At 55.2% G+C, this 17264-nt stretch carries 20 protein-coding genes; 3 read left to right on the forward strand and 17 right to left on the reverse strand.

From position 1 onward, the window contains the following. The 12 genes from nlpD to cysG form a co-directional block, all read right to left on the reverse strand. Entirely contained in the window at positions 1–1125 is a 1125-nt protein-coding gene (gene nlpD / locus GA0061071_RS14740) for a murein hydrolase activator NlpD (protein ID WP_061493359.1), read from the reverse strand. Between the two features lie 115 nt (positions 1126–1240). After that, positions 1241–1867, reverse strand: a complete 627-nt coding sequence (locus GA0061071_RS14745; RefSeq protein WP_061493358.1) for a protein-L-isoaspartate(D-aspartate) O-methyltransferase — start codon at positions 1865–1867, stop codon at positions 1241–1243. Further along, positions 1861–2622, reverse strand: a complete 762-nt coding sequence (surE, locus tag GA0061071_RS14750; protein ID WP_088237796.1) for a 5'/3'-nucleotidase SurE — start codon at positions 2620–2622, stop codon at positions 1861–1863. Before surE ends, GA0061071_RS14745 begins: the two co-directional genes overlap by 7 nt. Further along, a complete protein-coding gene (truD, locus tag GA0061071_RS14755; protein WP_061493356.1) occupies positions 2603–3652 on the reverse strand; it encodes a tRNA pseudouridine(13) synthase TruD in 1050 nt (349 codons plus the stop codon). Before truD ends, surE begins: the two co-directional genes overlap by 20 nt. Then, positions 3649–4128, reverse strand: coding sequence for a 2-C-methyl-D-erythritol 2,4-cyclodiphosphate synthase (gene ispF, locus GA0061071_RS14760; RefSeq protein WP_088237795.1), 480 nt, complete (start codon positions 4126–4128; stop codon positions 3649–3651). The genes truD and ispF overlap by 4 nt, the downstream gene beginning before the upstream one ends. Continuing rightward, complete coding sequence (ispD, locus tag GA0061071_RS14765; RefSeq protein WP_061493354.1) at positions 4129–4839, reverse strand: 2-C-methyl-D-erythritol 4-phosphate cytidylyltransferase; 711 nt, start codon at positions 4837–4839, stop codon at positions 4129–4131. Between the two features lie 18 nt (positions 4840–4857). Beyond that, positions 4858–5196 carry a cell division protein FtsB gene (ftsB, locus tag GA0061071_RS14770; RefSeq protein WP_061493353.1) on the reverse strand — a complete coding sequence of 113 codons (339 nt, stop codon included), beginning with the start codon at positions 5194–5196 and terminating at the stop codon, positions 4858–4860. Between the two features lie 176 nt (positions 5197–5372). Then, complete coding sequence (locus tag GA0061071_RS14775) at positions 5373–5702, reverse strand: DUF3561 family protein (protein WP_061493352.1); 330 nt, start codon at positions 5700–5702, stop codon at positions 5373–5375. A gap of 111 nt (positions 5703–5813) precedes the next feature. Then, complete coding sequence (gene cysC / locus GA0061071_RS14780) at positions 5814–6419, reverse strand: adenylyl-sulfate kinase (protein WP_061493351.1); 606 nt, start codon at positions 6417–6419, stop codon at positions 5814–5816. Continuing rightward, positions 6419–7846, reverse strand: a complete 1428-nt coding sequence (gene cysN, locus GA0061071_RS14785; RefSeq protein ID WP_061493350.1) for a sulfate adenylyltransferase subunit CysN — start codon at positions 7844–7846, stop codon at positions 6419–6421. The genes cysC and cysN overlap by 1 nt, the downstream gene beginning before the upstream one ends. 9 nt (positions 7847–7855) lie before the next feature. Next, entirely contained in the window at positions 7856–8764 is a 909-nt protein-coding gene (gene cysD, locus GA0061071_RS14790; RefSeq protein WP_061493349.1) for a sulfate adenylyltransferase subunit CysD, read from the reverse strand. 9 nt (positions 8765–8773) lie between these two features. After that, the gene (gene cysG, locus GA0061071_RS14795) at positions 8774–10189 is read right to left on the reverse strand and encodes a siroheme synthase CysG (RefSeq protein ID WP_061493348.1); all 1416 of its coding nucleotides are present in this window, start codon (positions 10187–10189) and stop codon (positions 8774–8776) included. Between the two features lie 236 nt (positions 10190–10425). On the opposite strand from cysG, the gene GA0061071_RS14800 reads away from it, so the two are divergent. After that, complete coding sequence (locus GA0061071_RS14800) at positions 10426–11466, forward strand: aminopeptidase (RefSeq protein WP_061493347.1); 1041 nt, start codon at positions 10426–10428, stop codon at positions 11464–11466. Positions 11467–11541: 75 nt separating this feature from the next. Here GA0061071_RS14800 and rlmM read toward each other — a convergent pair whose 3' ends face one another. The 4 genes from rlmM to GA0061071_RS14820 form a co-directional block, all read right to left on the reverse strand. Beyond that, entirely contained in the window at positions 11542–12642 is a 1101-nt protein-coding gene (rlmM, locus tag GA0061071_RS14805) for a 23S rRNA (cytidine(2498)-2'-O)-methyltransferase RlmM (protein ID WP_061493346.1), read from the reverse strand. Beyond that, entirely contained in the window at positions 12635–13030 is a 396-nt protein-coding gene (locus GA0061071_RS14810; RefSeq protein ID WP_061493345.1) for a DUF423 domain-containing protein, read from the reverse strand. Before GA0061071_RS14810 ends, rlmM begins: the two co-directional genes overlap by 8 nt. Before the next feature lie 39 nt (positions 13031–13069). Beyond that, the gene (gcvA, locus tag GA0061071_RS14815) at positions 13070–13984 is read right to left on the reverse strand and encodes a glycine cleavage system transcriptional regulator GcvA (protein ID WP_061493344.1); all 915 of its coding nucleotides are present in this window, start codon (positions 13982–13984) and stop codon (positions 13070–13072) included. Between the two features lie 350 nt (positions 13985–14334). Continuing rightward, entirely contained in the window at positions 14335–14565 is a 231-nt protein-coding gene (locus tag GA0061071_RS14820) for a YgdI/YgdR family lipoprotein (protein WP_061493343.1), read from the reverse strand. Between the two features lie 192 nt (positions 14566–14757). On the opposite strand from GA0061071_RS14820, the gene csdA reads away from it, so the two are divergent. Together csdA and csdE are read left to right on the forward strand one after the other, a co-directional pair. After that, positions 14758–15963 (forward strand): cysteine desulfurase CsdA, encoded by a 1206-nt coding sequence (gene csdA, locus GA0061071_RS14825; RefSeq protein WP_088237794.1) that lies wholly within the window; start codon positions 14758–14760, stop codon positions 15961–15963. Further along, on the forward strand, positions 15963–16412 hold the full coding sequence (gene csdE, locus GA0061071_RS14830; protein WP_061493341.1) for a cysteine desulfurase sulfur acceptor subunit CsdE: 450 nt from the start codon (positions 15963–15965) through the stop codon (positions 16410–16412). The genes csdA and csdE overlap by 1 nt, the downstream gene beginning before the upstream one ends. On the opposite strand, the gene tcdA is transcribed toward csdE, so the two are convergent. Continuing rightward, positions 16397–17209 (reverse strand): tRNA cyclic N6-threonylcarbamoyladenosine(37) synthase TcdA, encoded by an 813-nt coding sequence (gene tcdA / locus GA0061071_RS14835; protein ID WP_088237793.1) that lies wholly within the window; start codon positions 17207–17209, stop codon positions 16397–16399. The two genes, csdE and tcdA, sit on opposite strands and share 16 nt — an antisense overlap. Positions 17210–17264 lie beyond the last annotated feature (55 nt).

Consider the following 17264-nt stretch of genomic DNA (forward strand, 5'->3'; position numbering starts at 1 on the left):
TTATCGCTGCGGCAAATAACGCAGCGGGTTTACGGATTTCCCCTTGTAACGAATTTCAAAATGCAAGCGTGTAGAACTGGTGCCGGTGCTACCCATGGTAGCTATTTTCTGCCCCGCCTTAACTTCTTGTTGTTCCCGGACCAGCATCGTATCGTTATGGGCGTAGGCACTCAGGTAATCATCGTTATGTTTAATGATGATGAGATTCCCGTAACCGCGCAGCGCATTACCGGCATAAACGACGCGCCCATCTGCGGTCGCGACAATAGCCTGTCCTTTGCTACCCGAGATATCGACCCCTTTATTGCCACCTTCGGTAGCAGAGAAGTTGTCGATAACTTTGCCGTCAGTCGGCCAGCGCCATGCTGAGATTGGCGAGCTGGTTGATGTACTGCTGACAGTCGGTTCGGTCGTGCTGACAGAAGGTGCCGTAACAGGCGCTGTGACCACGGTCGCAGGCTTGTTGTTAGGCAACATTTTATTAGCACTTTGTTCACCTGAATCTTCAGAATACGTAATTGTCGGTTTCGAAGCAACCACCACGGTTGAATTTTGTGCAGGTTTTGAGACGATTCCTTGCGCAGATGCATCAGCCTGAGTTATTGCATTACCACCTGTTATTGGCGCACCAGATGCATTACCCACCTGGAGCGTTTGTCCGACTTCCAGACTATACGGCGCAGCGACATGATTGCGTTGCGCTAAATCACGGAAATCGTTCCCGGTGATCCACGCAATATAAAACAGCGTGTCACCACGTTTAACGGTGTAAGTACTGCCGCCGGCATAGCTGCCTTTTGGAATATTGCCGTACTGGCGGTTATAGACAATGCGCCCGTTCACGGTCTGCACAGGCTGCTGGGCGACCGGTTGGATTTGCGCAGGCTGAACGCTGTGGCGCTGAACCGGCTGGATTGCCGGTTGCTGCTGCGATGCCGAGCCAATTTTGGGCGGCGGTGTGATGAGCATTCCTGAACCGGAATGGGAACTTGTACCGGCGTTACCGCCAACCGAGCTCACTGGCGCAGGCGCGTTAGTGGAATTTGAACACCCTGCCAGCCAAAGTGAAACCAGCGACAATGCCGCAATACGACTTACGGTGAATTTAGGGCTTCCCGTGCTCATTTTTCCCCCAACAATATGTATGATACCAATGACTTAATAATTACCGTGTACGTCAGCGGCAAATTTGCCCACCATACGCTGTTATCGCCTGAAAAACCCAGGAAAACTCTGTTTCTCAGGCCAGTTCGCCCCGCACCAGCGGGACAAAACGTACGGCTTCCACGGTATCGATAATAAATTCGCTGCCCCGCCGACGAACACGCTTCAGTTGTTGGTGTTCGTCGCCCACGGGCAAAACGAGAATTCCGCCTTCATCCAGTTGCGCCATCAGCGCAGCCGGAATCTCCGGCGGTGCGGCGGTCACGATGATGGCATCAAACGGCGCACGGGCCTGCCACCCTTGCCAGCCATCGCCGTGACGTGTAGAAACATTATGTAAATCAAGCTGTTTCAGGCGGCGACGCGCCTGCCACTGTAGCCCTTTGATGCGTTCAACGGAACAGACGTGGTGCACCAGTTGCGCCAGAATCGCCGTCTGGTAGCCGGATCCGGTGCCAATCTCCAGCACGCGGGAGGCGGGCGTCAACTCCAGTAGCTCCGTCATACGCGCCACCATGTAAGGCTGGGAAATGGTTTGCCCCTGGCCAATCGGCAGCGCAACGTTATCCCACGCTTTGTGTTCAAACGCTTCATCGATAAATTTCTCGCGCGGCACGCGCGACAAGGCCTCAAGCACTTGCTCGTTTTTAATGCCCTGCGCACGTAATTGCGTGAGAAGATCCTGAACGCGTTTGCTTACCATTGCCTGTTCACCCCGGCTCGCTCCAACCAGCCCGAGACCACATCATGCGCGCTGTAAGCGGTTAAATCCACATGCAGCGGCGTCACCGACACATACCCCTCGTCGATGGCAGCAAAATCGGTGTCCGGTCCGGCGTCACATTTTTCCCCCGGAGGGCCAATCCAGTACAGCGTGTTGCCACGCGGATCCTGCTGCGGAATCACCTGATCGGCGGGATGACGGCTGCCGCAGCGGGTCACGCGAATGCCTTTGATCTCCTCAAGCGGAAGATCCGGCACATTGATATTCAGGATACGACCGGTACGCAGCGGCTCACGGTTAAGTGCACGCAGAATTGAGCAGGTGACGGCCGCCGCCGTTGCATAATGGGTATGCCCGTTGAGCGACACAGCCAGCGCCGGGAATCCCAAATGACGACCTTCCATTGCAGCAGCAACGGTGCCGGAGTAGATAACATCATCGCCAAGATTCGGCCCGGCATTAATACCGGAGATAACCACATCCGGACGCGGGCGCATCAGCGCATTCACGCCCAGATAGACACAATCCGTTGGCGTGCCCATCTGTACGGCGATATCGCCGTTATCAAACGTGAAGGTGCGAAGTGAAGATTCAAGCGTAAGCGAATTAGACGCGCCGCTGCGGTTACGATCGGGTGCGACAACTTGTACGTCGGCAAACTCCCGGAGAGCCTTTGCCAGCGTCTGAATGCCCGGCGCATGGATCCCGTCATCGTTACTCAGCAATATTCGCATAATCACCCGATGTGTTGATAAGTTCCCTGACCACACTGGTGGCAAAACTTCCCGCCGGGAGCCAGAAACGTAGCTCGACGGTAACGTCATCCCACCAGTTCCAGCGAAGCGACTGCGGGTAAAGCAGCATCGCGCGGCGCGCCGCCTCGACTTTTTCCCGCACCAGCAGCGCCTGTAATTCCGGCGCGTCGGCGATAGCGTGTTGCTCAAAGGCCAGCGCCTCACGCTGCGCTCCCCATTCGCCGCAGCCAGGCAGCGATGCGGTGATCATTAACGCTTTGGCATCCACGCGAGCCTGCACGTCAGCGCGTTCGTCCTCGGTTGCGACGAACCAGCTTCCGCGCCCCGCTAATTGTAGCGCATCGCCGTCAACAACTTGATTAAAGTCCGGTTTTTTCAGACGCTCGCTAACCATTTGATTAAACAACGCACTGCGGGCCGCCGACAACCAAAAACTGCGTTTGTTGCGATCGCGCACCGGGGCATTGCTTTGCGCCCAGCGCAACGCGCCCTGGACGTTACTGCCGCCAATGCCAAAGCGCTGAGCGCCGAAATAGTTCGGCACACCGCGCTCCGCAATGGCCTGCAAACGTGATTCGACATCCGCGCGATCGCTCACCTCACGCAATACCACCGTAAACGCATTACCCTGCAAAGCACCGAGGCGCAACTTACGTTTATGACGGGCATACTCCAGCACTTTGCACCCTTCCAGCTCAAAGGCGCTGAGATCCGGCATGGCATTCCCCGGCACACGAGCGCACAACCACTGCTCTGTGACAGCATGCTTATCTTTCTGCCCGGCAAAACTCACTTCCCGCGCGGGAATTTTAAGGAATTTTGCCAGCGCATCCGCAACAAAACGCGTGTTACAGCCGTTTTTCAGAATACGTACAAGAATATGCTCGCCCTCGCCGTCTGGCTCGAAACCGAGATCTTCCACCACCACAAAATCTTCCGGGTTGGCTTTTAAAATGCCCGTCGCTGTCGGTTTGCCATGCAACCAGGTCAGATTCTCAAAATCGATCATTTTGCCGCCTTCACCAGCAACACCACCGCTTCACAGGCAATGCCTTCGCCACGACCGGTAAAGCCAAGCTTTTCGGTGGTCGTGGCTTTCACGTTGACGTCATCCATGTGGCAGCCAAGATCTTCGGCAATAAACACGCGCATCTGCGGAATGTGCGGTAACATTTTCGGCGCCTCGGCGATGATCGTCACATCGACGTTGCCAAGTGTATAGCCTTTGGCCTGGATGCGACGCCACGCTTCACGCAGCAGCCCGCGGCTATCCGCGCCCTTAAACGCCGGATCGGTATCCGGAAACAGTTTACCGATGTCGCCCAACGCCGCTGCGCCAAGCAGGGCGTCCGTGAGCGCATGTAGCGCGACGTCACCATCGGAATGCGCCAACAGGCCTTTTTCGTAAGGAATGCGCACGCCGCCGATGATTATCGGGCCTTCGCCGCCAAACGCGTGTACGTCAAAACCGTGTCCAATGCGCATTTATGCTTTCTCCTGGAGGTCTGAATGGGTCAGATAGAATTCTGCGAGTCGTAAATCTTCAGGTCGGGTGACTTTAATATTATCCGCACGCCCGGCAACCAATTCCGGGTGAAAGCCACAATGTTCCAGCGCGGAGGCCTCATCGGTGATGATAGCCCCTTCATTCATCGCCCGAATCAGGCAATCGTGAAGGAGTTCCAGCGGGAAAAACTGCGGCGTCAGCGCATGCCATAAATCATTACGTTCAACCGTATGGGCAATGGCGGTTTTACCTGGCTCGGCACGCTTCATGGTGTCGCGTACGGGGGAGGCAAGAATACCGCCGACGCGGCTGGTTTCGCGCAGTTGCAGCAGGCGGTTTAAATCATCCTGACACAGGCAAGGACGCGCGGCATCATGCACCAGCACCCACTGCGCGCCCACGGCGGCTTTCAAACCAGCGAGCACGGAATCGGCGCGTTCAGCGCCACCGTCCACGACGGTGATCTGTGGATGACGGGCGAGCGGTAAGCGGGCAAAACGTTCGTCGCCAGGGCTGACGGCGATGATCACCCGGCCAACGCGCGGGTTAACGAGCAGCGCGGAAACCGCATGCTCAAGGATCGTTTTATCGCCAATGGAGAGATATTGCTTAGGACATTCCGTTTGCATGCGGCGGCCGAATCCGGCTGCCGGCACCACGGCACAGACGTCCGGTATCATTGCTGACATGTCGTAAACCCGGGACTGTTAAGGTCTGTTTTGTGTATTTTGTGAATTCTGCGTGTTTTGCGTTGACCCCGGCGCGCGTTTCGATGCGTCCGGCACCAGACGATAGAATGTTTCGCCCGGTTTGGTCATGGTCAATTCGTTGCGTGCGCGTTCCTCAATCGCTTCCTGACCGCCGTTGAGATCGTCAATTTCGGCGAAAAGCTGATCGTTGCGCGCTTTTAATTTGGCGTTAGTCGCCTGTTGTGCCGCTACATCTTCGCTGACGCGGCCGTAATCGTGCAGACCATTCTTGCCAAACCACAGTGAGTACTGTAGCCAGACCAGCAAAGCCAGCAATAGCAGCGTTAGTTTACCCATCCTGCCCCCTGAAAAACGGCATCATCATCCCATAACTTTTCGTCAGACTCCACTCCGGGGTCTGGTGATACCGCACAAGCGCCAGACTTTAGCATATTTCACTGCCGAACCGTAGCCCACCCCGTATCCCGGATACATTGTCTTAACATGCGTTACGGTTTGACGTATGCATGCCCTCAGCCGAGCAGCCACATAAACAGCACGCCGAACATGGCGATCACGGTCAGCAATGTCGCCACGCTACTGTACAGCAACTTACCGTCGAGCAGTGAATGCAACGCAATGCCAACCACCACCGAAACGGGCATCAGCGCAAGGAAGAAGGGCCAGGTGTAGAGAAAGAAAAAGAGCGTGTTGGGGCCGTAAATCATAAACGGGATCGCCAGCGCCACCAGCCATGCAACGAACCCCACAACGGCCCCAGGGAGCGACCATGTGGTTTCGTCGGCGGTCGTCGTAGAAAGCGACTCCGACCTGGAGAGGGTGATGTTCTGACTATTACGCATATCTGATCCTGTTACCTTAACGACCGGCAAAGGGGGGATACGCGCAATCATCAGGCAACGTGGAAATTAATGCCGGGTCACCTGATGACGACGGGTATCGCCAGTACCGTCTCAGGATCTGATAATATCGCCCTGTCGGAGGAGATCTAATAATTGGCTTACCAAATTTGTTACCAATTGTTCACCATCGAGATGAACCTCCGCAGAGAGCGGCGCTTCATAAACCGAGTCTATACCGGTGAAGTTACGCAGCTCGCCAGCACGCGCTTTTTTATATAATCCCTTAGGATCGCGTGCCTCGCAAATTGCCAATGGCGTATCGACAAACACTTCGATAAAACGCCCTTCCCCAAGCCGCTCGCGCACCATCTGGCGCTCCGCGCGGTGTGGAGAGATAAACGCCGTCAACACCACCAGCCCTGCGTCGACCATCACTCTGGCGACTTCACCCACCCGGCGGATATTCTCTTTACGATCGGCATCGCTAAAGCCCAGGTCGCTGCACAACCCATGGCGAACGTTGTCGCCATCCAGCAAATAGGTGCTCACGCCCGCGCGGTGCAGCGCCTCTTCCAGCGCCCCGGCGACGGTTGATTTACCCGAGCCGGAGAGCCCGGTAAACCACAGTACAACACCACGGTGACCGTGGAGTTGTTCGCGCTGCTCAGCCGTAACCGGATGTGCATGCCAGACGACATTTTCGTCATGCTGCGCCATTACTGACCTCCCAGCAGATCGCGTGCGCCCCAGTGCGGGAAGTGCTTGCGGATAAGCTGGTTCAGCTCCAGCTCAAAGGCGCTGAATTCAGAAGTGCGGGTCTGTTGCCCGGCATGAACTTCACGCACCATGCCAGCCCCAACGGTTACATTACTTAGACGGTCAATAAAGATAACGCCACCGGTAACCGGGTTCTGCTGGTATGCATCGAGCGTTAGCGGCTCATCAAAGGTGACATCGACAAGCCCAATGCCGTTCAACGGCAGGCTTTCCACCTGGCGCTGAGTGAGGTTATTGATGTCAACCTGATACTGGATGTTATCCACGCGCGCGCGGGTCTTTTTACCGGCGACTTTAATGTCGTAGCTTTGACCCGGTTGCAGCGGTTTTTCTGCCATCCACACCACATCGAGCGAAGCACTCTGCACTGCTGGCAGGGTTTCCTGCGCATCGAGGATCAGATCGCCGCGGCTGATATCAATTTCGTCTTTCAGCACCAGCGTAATCGCTTCACCGGCGGCCGCTTCCGGTAAATCGCCATCGAAAGTGACGATACGGGCGACTGACGACTCCACGCCAGACGGCAGGACTTTAATGCGCTGACCCACTTTCACAATACCGGACGCCAGCGTACCGGAAAAACCACGGAAATCGAGGTTCGGGCGATTCACATACTGCACCGGGAAGCGCATCGGCTGCGTATCCACCACGCGCTGGATCTCAACCGTTTCCAGCACTTCCAGCAGCGTCGGACCGCTGTACCATGGCATTTGCGGACTCTGGCTTGCGACGTTGTCGCCTTCCAGCGCCGAGAGCGGCACAAAACGGATATCCAGATTCCCTGGCAGTTGTTCTGCAAAGGTCAAATAGTCCTGACGGATGTTCTCGAAGGTCTCTTCGCTAAATGCCACCAGGTCCATTTTGTTGACCGCCACCACCAGGTGCTTAATACCCAGCAGCGTGGAGATAAAGCTGTGACGGCGCGTCTGATCCAGCACGCCTTTACGTGCATCGATCAGCAGGATCGCCAGATCACAGGTCGAGGCCCCGGTCGCCATATTACGGGTGTACTGTTCATGCCCTGGGGTATCGGCAATGATAAATTTGCGTTTTTCGGTGGAGAAATAGCGATAGGCCACGTCAATGGTGATGCCCTGTTCACGCTCTGCTTGCAGGCCATCCACCAGCAAGGCCAGATCGAGCTTCTCACCCTGCGTACCGTGACGTTTGCTGTCGTTGTGCAGCGTAGAGAGCTGATCTTCATAAATCTGGCGGGTGTCATGCAACAAGCGGCCAATCAGGGTGCTTTTCCCGTCATCGACGCTGCCACAGGTCAGAAAGCGCAGCAGGCTTTTGTGCTGCTGAGCATGCAGATACGCTTCGACGCCGCCTTCATTAGCAATTTGTTGTGCGATTGTGGTGTTCATGGCGGCTCCTTAGAAATATCCCTGACGTTTTTTCAGCTCCATGGAGCCGGCCTGGTCGCGGTCAATCACGCGGCCCTGACGTTCACTGGTGGTGGAAACCAGCATCTCTTCGATGATCTCAGGCAGCGTTTGCGCATCCGACTCCACGGCACCGGTGAGAGGCCAGCACCCCAGCGTACGGAAACGTACCATTCGTTGTTCGATCACTTCGCCCGGTTGCAGATCGATTCGGTCGTCATCGATCATCATCAGCATGCCATCACGCTCAAGCACCGGACGTTCCGCCGCCAGATACAGAGGAACAATCTCGATATTTTCCAGGTAGATGTACTGCCAGATATCCAGTTCAGTCCAGTTTGACAGCGGGAACACGCGAATGCTTTCGCCCTTGTTAATCTGGCCATTGTAATTATGCCACAGCTCCGGGCGCTGGTTTTTCGGGTCCCAACGGTGGAAACGGTCACGGAACGAGTAAATACGCTCTTTGGCGCGGGATTTTTCTTCGTCGCGACGCGCGCCACCGAACGCAGCATCAAAACCGTATTTGTTCAGCGCCTGCTTCAGCCCTTCGGTTTTCATGATATCAGTATGTTTCGCACTGCCGTGCACGAACGGGTTAATGCCCATTGCCACCCCTTCCGGGTTCTTATGCACCAGCAGCTCACAGCCGTAGGCTTTCGCGGTACGGTCACGGAATTCATACATCTCACGGAATTTCCAGCCGGTATCTACATGCAGCAGTGGGAACGGCAGCGTGCCCGGATAGAAGGCTTTACGCGCAAGATGCAGCATCACACTGGAATCTTTGCCGATGGAATACATCATCACCGGGTTGGAAAATTCGGCGGCCACTTCGCGGATGATATGGATGCTTTCCGCCTCCAGTTGTCGCAGGTGGGTGAGTCGTTTTTGGTCCATAACCATTCCTTAAGCCAGATTAATCACAGAAGCGTCAAACGCGTCCGTTCCTGTCGTATGCCGGAACCAGGCGAGTTCGCGATGAAGCCCAACCACCTCGCCCACCACTAACAAGGCGGGCATTGGGGCGGCTTTCGCCAGTTCCTCAAGTTGTTCTAATGTGCCAGTAGCCACATGCTGATCCGTGCGCGTACCGCGGGAGATGACCGCCACTGGCGTAGTGTTATCACGACCGTGGGCGATCAGTTGCGTGCTGATTTCCGCGGCCTTCATCGTCCCCATATAGATAGCCAGCGTCTGGCGGCTTTGCGCCAACAGCGACCAGTCGAAGGGGGTGCTATCGGCTTTATAATGCCCGGTAACGAACGTCACGCTCTGCGCGAAGTCCCGGTGTGTCAGTGGAATACCCGCATAGGCGGTCGCACCGGATGCAGCCGTCACGCCCGGCACCACCTGAAAAGGAATACCCGCTTCCGCTGCGGCCTGTAACTCTTCTCCACCGCGACCAAAAATAAACGGATCGCCTCCCTTCAGGCGCACTACCGTTTTGCCCTCGCGGGCGGCATCCACCAGCATGCGATTGGTTTCATGTTGTGCAACCGCATGTGCCCCGGCGCGTTTACCTACACAAATTTTTTCCGCATCCCGGCGGGTCAGCTCCAGCACCGCATCGCTGACCAGATGATCGTAAAACACCACATCGGCTTGCTGAATCACCTGCAAGCCGCGCAACGTCAGCAAGCCTGCGTCGCCCGGCCCCGCGCCGACCAGAATAATTTCCCCACTCGCTGAGCCCGGCTGCGTCAGTTCCGCTTCCAGCGCTTTCTCCGCTGCGGGTTCATCACCTGCGGCCATCAGGCTGGCAAAACGCCCGCGAAAGGCGCTTTCCCAAAAACGGCGACGTTCATCGGTGGTCCGACGAAATGCTTTAATACGTGTGCGCCAGCGCCCGGCGACGTCCGCCATGCGCCCCAGATTGCCGGGTAACAACGCTTCAATCTTTTCACGCAACAGGCGCGCCAATACCGGTGCGTTACCGCCGGAGGAGATCGCCACCAGTAGCGGTGAACGATCAACAATCGACGGGAAAATAAAGGAGCACAGCGGCTGATCGTCAACCACATTGACCAGCCGGTGGCGCGCGTTGGCGGCATCAAATACCCGGCGGTTCAGCGCGGCATCATTGGTGGCGGCAATCACCAGAAAAACGCTGTCCAGTTGTGACTCGTCAAAGGTTGTCGCCACCCAGTGAATAGCCTGCCGTTCAGCAAGCTGTTGCAGCGACGCATCCAGGTGTTGCGCCACAACCTTTACCTGTGCGCCTGCACGACGCAAAAAAGCGATTTTGCGCGCGGCAATTTCGCCACCGCCAATCACCAGAACGGGGCGGTCTTTTACAGCAGCAAACAGCGGAAGGTAATCCACAACGCAACAACTCACTCGTAGCCAGCAATACAGGGACTATAGGGGGCGGTTTAGAACGAATGAAATTACGAATTGGAATGAGTAGTTCCGCAAAGGAATAACGCCTGTGCAAAGCAAATATCAAAAAGTGCTTAACGCGTGTCTTTTCGCACGGTTAAGAAGAAATGAAATTGTGTAAACCCGGTCACAGTTTCATACTAAGCGCGTCAAAATTTTTGCTGCATAAAGGACTCTCTATGTTTTCCGCATTGCGCCACCGTACCGCTGCCCTGGCGCTCGGCGTATGCTTTATCCTTCCGGCGCATGCCCGCCCTTCCCAACCCGGTGAGTTTGCTAATGAGCAGGCACGCCATATTGCCACTCTGTTTCCAGGCCGAATGACCGGTACACCTGCGGAAATGCTCTCTGCCGACTATTTGCAGCAGCAGTTCATGCAGATGGGTTATGAGAGCAATATCCGTAAATTTAAAACCCGTTACAGCTATACGGCGAAAGATAAGCAGCAGAGCTGGCAAAACGTTACCGGCAGTACGGTGATCGCCGCGCATGAAGGCAAATCGCCGCTGCAAATTATTATTATGGCGCATCTCGACACCTACGCGCCGCGCAGCGACGCCGATGTGGATAACAATCTGGGCGGCTTAACCTTACAAGGAATCGATGATAACGCCGCCAGTCTGGGCGTTATGCTGGAGCTGGCGCAGGCGCTCAAACAGGTGCCGACGCAGTACAGCATTCGTTTTATCGCCACCAGCGGTGAAGAAGAGGGCAAGCTCGGCGCACAAAACCTGCTCGATCGCATGAGTGAAGCCGAGAAGAAACACACCCTGCTTGTGATCAATCTGAACAACCTGATCGTCGGCGATAAACTCTATTTTAATAGCGGTAAAAACACCCCGGCTTCGGTGCGTAAACTGACGCGGGATCGTGCGCTGGCGCTTGCCCGTACGCAGGGTATTCTCGCCATGAGCAACCCAGGGCTTAACGCCAGTTATCCTAAAGGCACCAGTTGCTGCAACGATGCAGAAGTGTTTGATAAAGCGGGGATCCCGGTGCTGTCGGTGGAGGCCACGAACTGGTCGCTGGGCAATAAAGATGGTGAACAACAACGCGCAAAATCGAAAACTTTTCCCGACGGCGTCAGCCATCACAATCCGCGACTGGATAACCAGCAATATATTGACCGGGCGCTGCCAGGACGCATAGAACGCCGCAGTCGTGATGTTATGCGCATCATGCTGCCGTTAGTGAAAGAACTGGCCAAAGCCGGCAAATAACACGGACAAAAACGCCTGCCTATGCAGGCGTTTTTTCAGACTGTTCAGGCAACAAGCGCACCTGATGATGTGAGACTAACGCTCGTCGCGTCGCCCGCCGACCGCGGCCCACATCCGGCGTACATGTACCGTCACTTCTTCACGATCGTGGTACAGCTGTCGCGCCTGAATCTGCGCAGCGACACCGTGTTCATCAAGCTGCGCCTGAATATACGCCAGGTTGTTGGAGACCTCTTCGTAGCGTTTTTTCATCGGCAGTTTAAGGTTAAAAATGGTTTCGCGGCACCAGCCTTCAGTCAACCATTGCGCCATCAGCGCAGCGACTTTCGCCGGTTTCTCCACCATATCGCACACCATCCATGAGATGTTGTTGCGATTGGGGCGATAGCGGAAGCCATCTTCCCGCAGCCAGGTCACCTGACCGGTATCCATCAGACTTTGCGCCATCGGGCCGTTATCCACTGAGTAAACCCACATGTTGCGTTTTACCAGCTGATAGGTCCAACCGCCAGGGCATGCGCCAAGATCGACAGCATACATTCCATTGGCCAGGCGCTCGTCCCACTCATCCTCAGGGATAAAGACGTGGAACGCCTCTTCCAGCTTTAACGTTGAGCGGCTCGGCGCGTCGGATGGAAATTTCAGACGCGGGATGCCCATATAGAACGGTGAGTTATTAAAGGAGTAAGAATACCCGGTATAGCAGCAGCCAGGCGCAATAAAAAAGACATGCACCACCGGACGTTTTGGCGAATCACTGCGCGCCAGCACGCCCGCTTCACGCAACGCTGAACGCAGCGGCACGGTGAATTTGCGACAGAACTTCATCAGCTCTTTGCTTTCGTTGGTGTCAGCCACTTCAACCCGCAGATCGCCGCCTTTCTCCACCACACCTTGCAGCATACCGACAATCGGCGTAATACGATCCTCTGGCGGCAAGTCCTTCAGTAATTCTCCCACCACAAACATCTGACGGGCGAAAATCAGGCTATTAAACGGCAGTTCGCGCGCCAGCTTATCTGCATCGCTTTCCTGATAACATTCAAAAACAACATAGCCCGCGTTTTCTTTTACGCGCGCAAAACCGAACACCTCAAGACGCCCGGCCTTATCGGTAATTTCTGCTGCACACTCTTTCTCAAAACCCGGGCGGCACAGCAACACCACTTTATTCATGAACAACGCCCTTACGTTTTAGACGGATCGCGCCAGTAAACATCAATGCCCAGCCGATTAAAAAGCAAACGCCACCGACCGGCGTAACAAACACCCACAGGCGTAAGTGAGAGAGCGCCAGGCAATAAAGGCTGCCGCTAAACAGCACGGTACCCAATGCCAGGAAAACGCTGCTCCAGTAGAACCAGATGCTAATACGGCGCTGCATGGCAACCGCCAATCCCAGCACCGCAAGCGTATGAAATGCCTGATAGTCGAGGCCGGTCTGGATCCAGCTCATATCCACCGACCCCAAAGATTTACTCAAAACATGTGCGCCGAATGCGCCCAGCGCGACATAGACAAAACCGCTCACCGCGGCGAAAATCAGCATAAAACGGCTGGTCATGAGATTACCCTAAAAGTCATACGCGCCGTTGCGCGCGAATTATTGTTCGTAACGGAAACGAAATTTTTCCTGTTCGTTTGCCGCTTTTGCCAGTATCCACTGTCGAAAGGCGGCTATTTTACCCAGTTCTGCCTGACTGTCATGACAAACCAGATAAAACGCATTTTTACTGACCAAAACATCGTTAAAAGGACAAACCAGCCGGCCTGCCTCAATTTCGGACTGCGCCATCACATTATTCGCCAGCGCGATCCCCTGTCCGTGGATAGCCGCCTGCAGCACCATCGAGCTGTGGCTGAATATCGGCCCTTGCTGGACATTAAGATTAAGACCTAACTGGCGCGTATAAGTTTGCCAGTCGCGACGGGATGCGTCGTGTAATAACGTGTGCTGCGCCAAATCATCTGGCTTTTTCAAGGGCTTATCGCCTGTAAGTAACAGCGGAGAGCAGACCGGAAGCAGATATTCGGCGTACAATTTTTCCACGCGCAGCCCTGGCCAGTTGCCGCGACCGTAAAAAATGGCTACGTCGACATCGTCAGCCAGTTTATCTTCTTCACGATCCACAGCCTGAATACGCACATCGATTCCCGGATAAGCTGAGTTAAAGCTGGAGAGTCTTGGCACCAACCATTGAATGGCAAAACTGGGTAACAAACTGACCGTCAGCGCACCTTTGGCGCTGCGCGCCTGAAGCTTACGCGTCGCCTCATTAAGCTGTGAAAATATCTCTTTGATGTCCTGAAAATAACTCTGCCCCTCTTCAGTAAGCAGCAGAGAACGGTTACGTCGGCGGAAGAGTTTCAGCCCGAGAAAATCCTCAAGAGACTTGATTTGGTGGCTTACTGCGGCCTGCGTCACAAAAAGCTCATCGGCAGCGCGAGTAAAACTCAAATGGCGTGCAGCGGCATCGAAAACGCGTAATGCATTTAGTGGTGGTAATCGCTTTGACATGGTTATCAGGCTTAGATGTTAACTCAATTTAACAAACAGGAAACAAGGGTTAACCTATTAGTTTTTTTTATCTGAGCCATTATAAATTGTCCGTTGAGCTTCTACCAGCAAATACCTATAGTGGCGGCACTTCCTGAGCCGGAACGAGAAGCTTTTTTTGGAATGCGTGTTCTGAAGGGCTTTTGGCTTACGGTTGTGATGTTGTGTTGTTGTGTTTGCAATTGGTCTGCGATTCAGACCCCGGTAGCAACGCTACCCCTTTTTCACTTCCTGTACATTTACCCTGTCTGTCCATAGTGATTAATGTAGCACCGCAAAATTGCGGTGCTTTTTTTTACCCAAAATCCGGCCTATTTTTTCTCCAGAGCGACCATCTCTTTCACGTCTGAACGGTTAATCTGCTGCTCATTACCATTCGCATCTTTATAGGAAATCATCCCGGTCTGATCATCTGTTTTCGGTTTCCCTTCCGAGACGATGGTGCGTCCATCATTGGTGTGTAACGCGTAATTCGGACCAGAACAGGCGCTCAGGGTAAAAGCAAACATACATGCAGATATAATTGCGGCAGTCTTTTTCATGTTCTTCTCCTTCTGGCAATTAATGCTGTGAAAACCTCTTTCAGGAAGAGGCCAAAACATTTACCTAACACTATTCAGCATAACCTGCTTCTCCGGCCCTGCCAGGACAAACAGACTATTCCGATGGAGCGCAACGTTCTTGCTACGCCGGACAAATTGCGCGACGATCCGGCTATTGGTATGAGGAGTCCCATGAACGCATTTAACCCATCGCTATTTCGCGCCCAGTTTCCGGCGCTGGCTGACGCTGGCGTCTATCTGGACAGCGCCGCCACCGCTTTAAAACCGCAGGCAGTGATCGATGCCACACAGCAGTTCTACAGCCTGAGCGCGGGTAATGTGCACCGTAGCCAGTTCGCGCAAGCACAGCAGTTAACCGCCCGCTATGAAGCCGCCCGCGATCAGGTCGCCGCGCTGGTGAATGCACCATCCGGTAAGAACATTGTCTGGACGCGCGGTACAACGGAATCCATCAATATGGTCGCTCAGTGTTACGCCCGCCCACGCCTGCAACCGGGCGATGAGATCATCGTCAGCGAGGCCGAGCACCACGCCAATCTGGTGCCGTGGCTGATGGTGGCGCAGCAAACCGGCGCACGGGTCGTCAAACTGCCGCTGGGCGCTGATCATCTGCCGGATATCGCGCAACTGCCGCAATACATCACCTCACGCAGCCGTATCCTCGCACTGGGACAGATGTCGAACGTCACGGGCGGCTGCCCGGATCTGGCGAAAGCCATCACGCTTGCTCATGCGGCTGGCATGGTGGTCATGGTCGATGGCGCACAAGGCGTGGTGCATTTCCCGGCGAATGTGCAGAGCCTGGATATCGATTTTTATGCGTTTTCCGGCCACAAGCTCTATGGCCCCAACGGCATTGGCGTGCTCTACGGAAAAACCGAACTGCTGGATGCCATGTCACCGTGGCTCGGTGGCGGCAAGATGATCACCGAAGTGACCTTTGACGGTTTCACAACCCAGCCAGTCCCTTACAAACTGGAAGCGGGCACGCCTAACGTCGCCGGGGTAATTGGCCTGAGCGCGGCACTGGAATGGCTGAAGACGCATGATATCGCGCAGGCGGAAAGCTACAGCCGCGGGCTGGCAACCCTTGCAGAAGAGCGCCTGGCGCAGCGCCCTGGGTTCCGTTCCTTCCGTTGTCAGGACGCCAGTCTGCTGGCCTTCGACTTTGCTGGTGTGCATCACAGCGATATGGTGACATTGCTTGCGGGGTACGGCATTGCGCTGCGCGCCGGTCAACATTGCGCTCAGCCGCTTCTGGCGGCGCTTGGCGTCAATGGCACATTGCGGGCATCTTTCGCTCCTTATAATACGCAACACGATGTGGATGCGCTGGTGAACGCCGTTGACCGCGCCCTGGACATACTGGTGGATTAATGACAAACCCCGTTTTTGCCGGACATCCGTTCGGCACTGTGATCACCGAAGCAACGCTGCGCCAGACCTTTGGCGTGCTGACCCAGTGGGAAGATAAATACCGGCAATTAATCTTGCTCGGAAAGCAGTTACCTGCGGCAACGGACGCGCTGAAAGCACAGGCGCGGGAGATCCCCGGTTGCGAAAATCGTGTCTGGCTGGGAGCAATGCCCACGGCAGATGGCACCCTGCATTTCTTTGGCGACAGTGAAGGCCGAATCGTACGCGGGCTGCTGGCGGTATTACTGACCGCCGTAGAAGGTAAGCGCCCGGCGGAGTTGCTGGAACAGGATCCGCTGGCGTTTTTTGATGAACTCGGCTTGCGCGCCCAGCTTAGCGCTTCACGCAGTCAGGGGCTGGCGGCGTTGGCTGCCGCCGTACAGGATGCTGCCCGTCAGGCGTTGGCCTGACGTTCTGCTTTTGCCATCAGTTTTTTCAGTGCGTGGGACACCGCAACAAAACCAAAGGTGGCGGTAACCATTGTCGCCGCGCCAAAACCGGATGCGCAATCCATGCGTTTTGGCCCTTCTGCCGTGCTTTTCATCGCGCATACGGAACCATCCGCCTGCGGATAAACCAGCGCTTCAGTGGAAAAAACGCAGTCCACACCAAGCTTGCCTTTGCTGTTTTTTACCACGCCGAAATCGCTTTTCAGCCGCTCACGGAGTTTCGCCGCAAGCGGATCCTGGATGGTTTTCGCCAGATCGCTTACCTGGATCTGCGTTGGATCGATCTGCCCACCCGCACCGCCGGTGGTGACCAGTGGGATCTTGTTTCGACGACAATATGCGATCAATGCGGCTTTCGGACGCACGCTATCGATAGCGTCAATCACGTAGCTGAAGCCCTGATCCAGCAGTTGCGCCACGTTGTCGGCAGTGACGAAATCATCGACGACCGTCACCACGCACTCCGGATTGATTTGGCGGATGCGATCAGCCATCACTTCCGCTTTTGCCAGACCCACATTGTCGCGCAAGGCATGAATCTGACGGTTGGTATTGGTCACGCACACATCGTCCATATCAATCAACGTAATTGCACCGATTCCGGTTCTCGCCAGCGCTTCCGCGGCCCAGGAGCCGACACCGCCAATGCCCACCACACAAATATGTGCGTCGGCAAACCATTGCAGTGCATTTTCACCGTACAAACGCGCCGTACCGCCAAAGCGCTGGCGCCAGGCATCGCTGATGACTACAGACATAAGACCTCAGAAATGAAGAATAAAGACAGGAGTTCCCCTCTCCCGGAATCGGGAG

The organism is Kosakonia oryzendophytica (assembly GCF_900094925.1).
Taxonomy (GTDB): Bacteria; Pseudomonadota; Gammaproteobacteria; order Enterobacterales; family Enterobacteriaceae; genus Kosakonia; species Kosakonia oryzendophytica.

What these genes read in the sequence shown, in the direction of transcription:
- csdA (WP_088237794.1), top strand. Translation starts at nt 14,758, where the DNA reads ATGAACGCATTTAACCCATCGCTATTTCGCGCCCAGTTTCCGGCGCTG.
- tcdA (WP_088237793.1), bottom strand. Translation starts at nt 17,209, where the DNA reads ATGTCTGTAGTCATCAGCGATGCCTGGCGCCAGCGCTTTGGCGGTACG.
- GA0061071_RS14820 (WP_061493343.1), bottom strand. Translation starts at nt 14,565, where the DNA reads ATGAAAAAGACTGCCGCAATTATATCTGCATGTATGTTTGCTTTTACC.
- truD (WP_061493356.1), bottom strand. Translation starts at nt 3,652, where the DNA reads ATGATCGATTTTGAGAATCTGACCTGGTTGCATGGCAAACCGACAGCG.
- ftsB (WP_061493353.1), bottom strand. Translation starts at nt 5,196, where the DNA reads ATGGGTAAACTAACGCTGCTATTGCTGGCTTTGCTGGTCTGGCTACAG.
- gcvA (WP_061493344.1), bottom strand. Translation starts at nt 13,984, where the DNA reads ATGTCAAAGCGATTACCACCACTAAATGCATTACGCGTTTTCGATGCC.
- ispD (WP_061493354.1), bottom strand. Translation starts at nt 4,839, where the DNA reads ATGTCAGCAATGATACCGGACGTCTGTGCCGTGGTGCCGGCAGCCGGA.
- surE (WP_088237796.1), bottom strand. Translation starts at nt 2,622, where the DNA reads ATGCGAATATTGCTGAGTAACGATGACGGGATCCATGCGCCGGGCATT.
- cysC (WP_061493351.1), bottom strand. Translation starts at nt 6,419, where the DNA reads ATGGCGCAGCATGACGAAAATGTCGTCTGGCATGCACATCCGGTTACG.
- nlpD (WP_061493359.1), bottom strand. Translation starts at nt 1,125, where the DNA reads ATGAGCACGGGAAGCCCTAAATTCACCGTAAGTCGTATTGCGGCATTG.
- csdE (WP_061493341.1), top strand. Translation starts at nt 15,963, where the DNA reads ATGACAAACCCCGTTTTTGCCGGACATCCGTTCGGCACTGTGATCACC.
- ispF (WP_088237795.1), bottom strand. Translation starts at nt 4,128, where the DNA reads ATGCGCATTGGACACGGTTTTGACGTACACGCGTTTGGCGGCGAAGGC.
- cysD (WP_061493349.1), bottom strand. Translation starts at nt 8,764, where the DNA reads ATGGACCAAAAACGACTCACCCACCTGCGACAACTGGAGGCGGAAAGC.
- cysN (WP_061493350.1), bottom strand. Translation starts at nt 7,846, where the DNA reads ATGAACACCACAATCGCACAACAAATTGCTAATGAAGGCGGCGTCGAA.
- GA0061071_RS14800 (WP_061493347.1), top strand. Translation starts at nt 10,426, where the DNA reads ATGTTTTCCGCATTGCGCCACCGTACCGCTGCCCTGGCGCTCGGCGTA.
- GA0061071_RS14745 (WP_061493358.1), bottom strand. Translation starts at nt 1,867, where the DNA reads ATGGTAAGCAAACGCGTTCAGGATCTTCTCACGCAATTACGTGCGCAG.
- GA0061071_RS14810 (WP_061493345.1), bottom strand. Translation starts at nt 13,030, where the DNA reads ATGACCAGCCGTTTTATGCTGATTTTCGCCGCGGTGAGCGGTTTTGTC.
- rlmM (WP_061493346.1), bottom strand. Translation starts at nt 12,642, where the DNA reads ATGAATAAAGTGGTGTTGCTGTGCCGCCCGGGTTTTGAGAAAGAGTGT.
- GA0061071_RS14775 (WP_061493352.1), bottom strand. Translation starts at nt 5,702, where the DNA reads ATGCGTAATAGTCAGAACATCACCCTCTCCAGGTCGGAGTCGCTTTCT.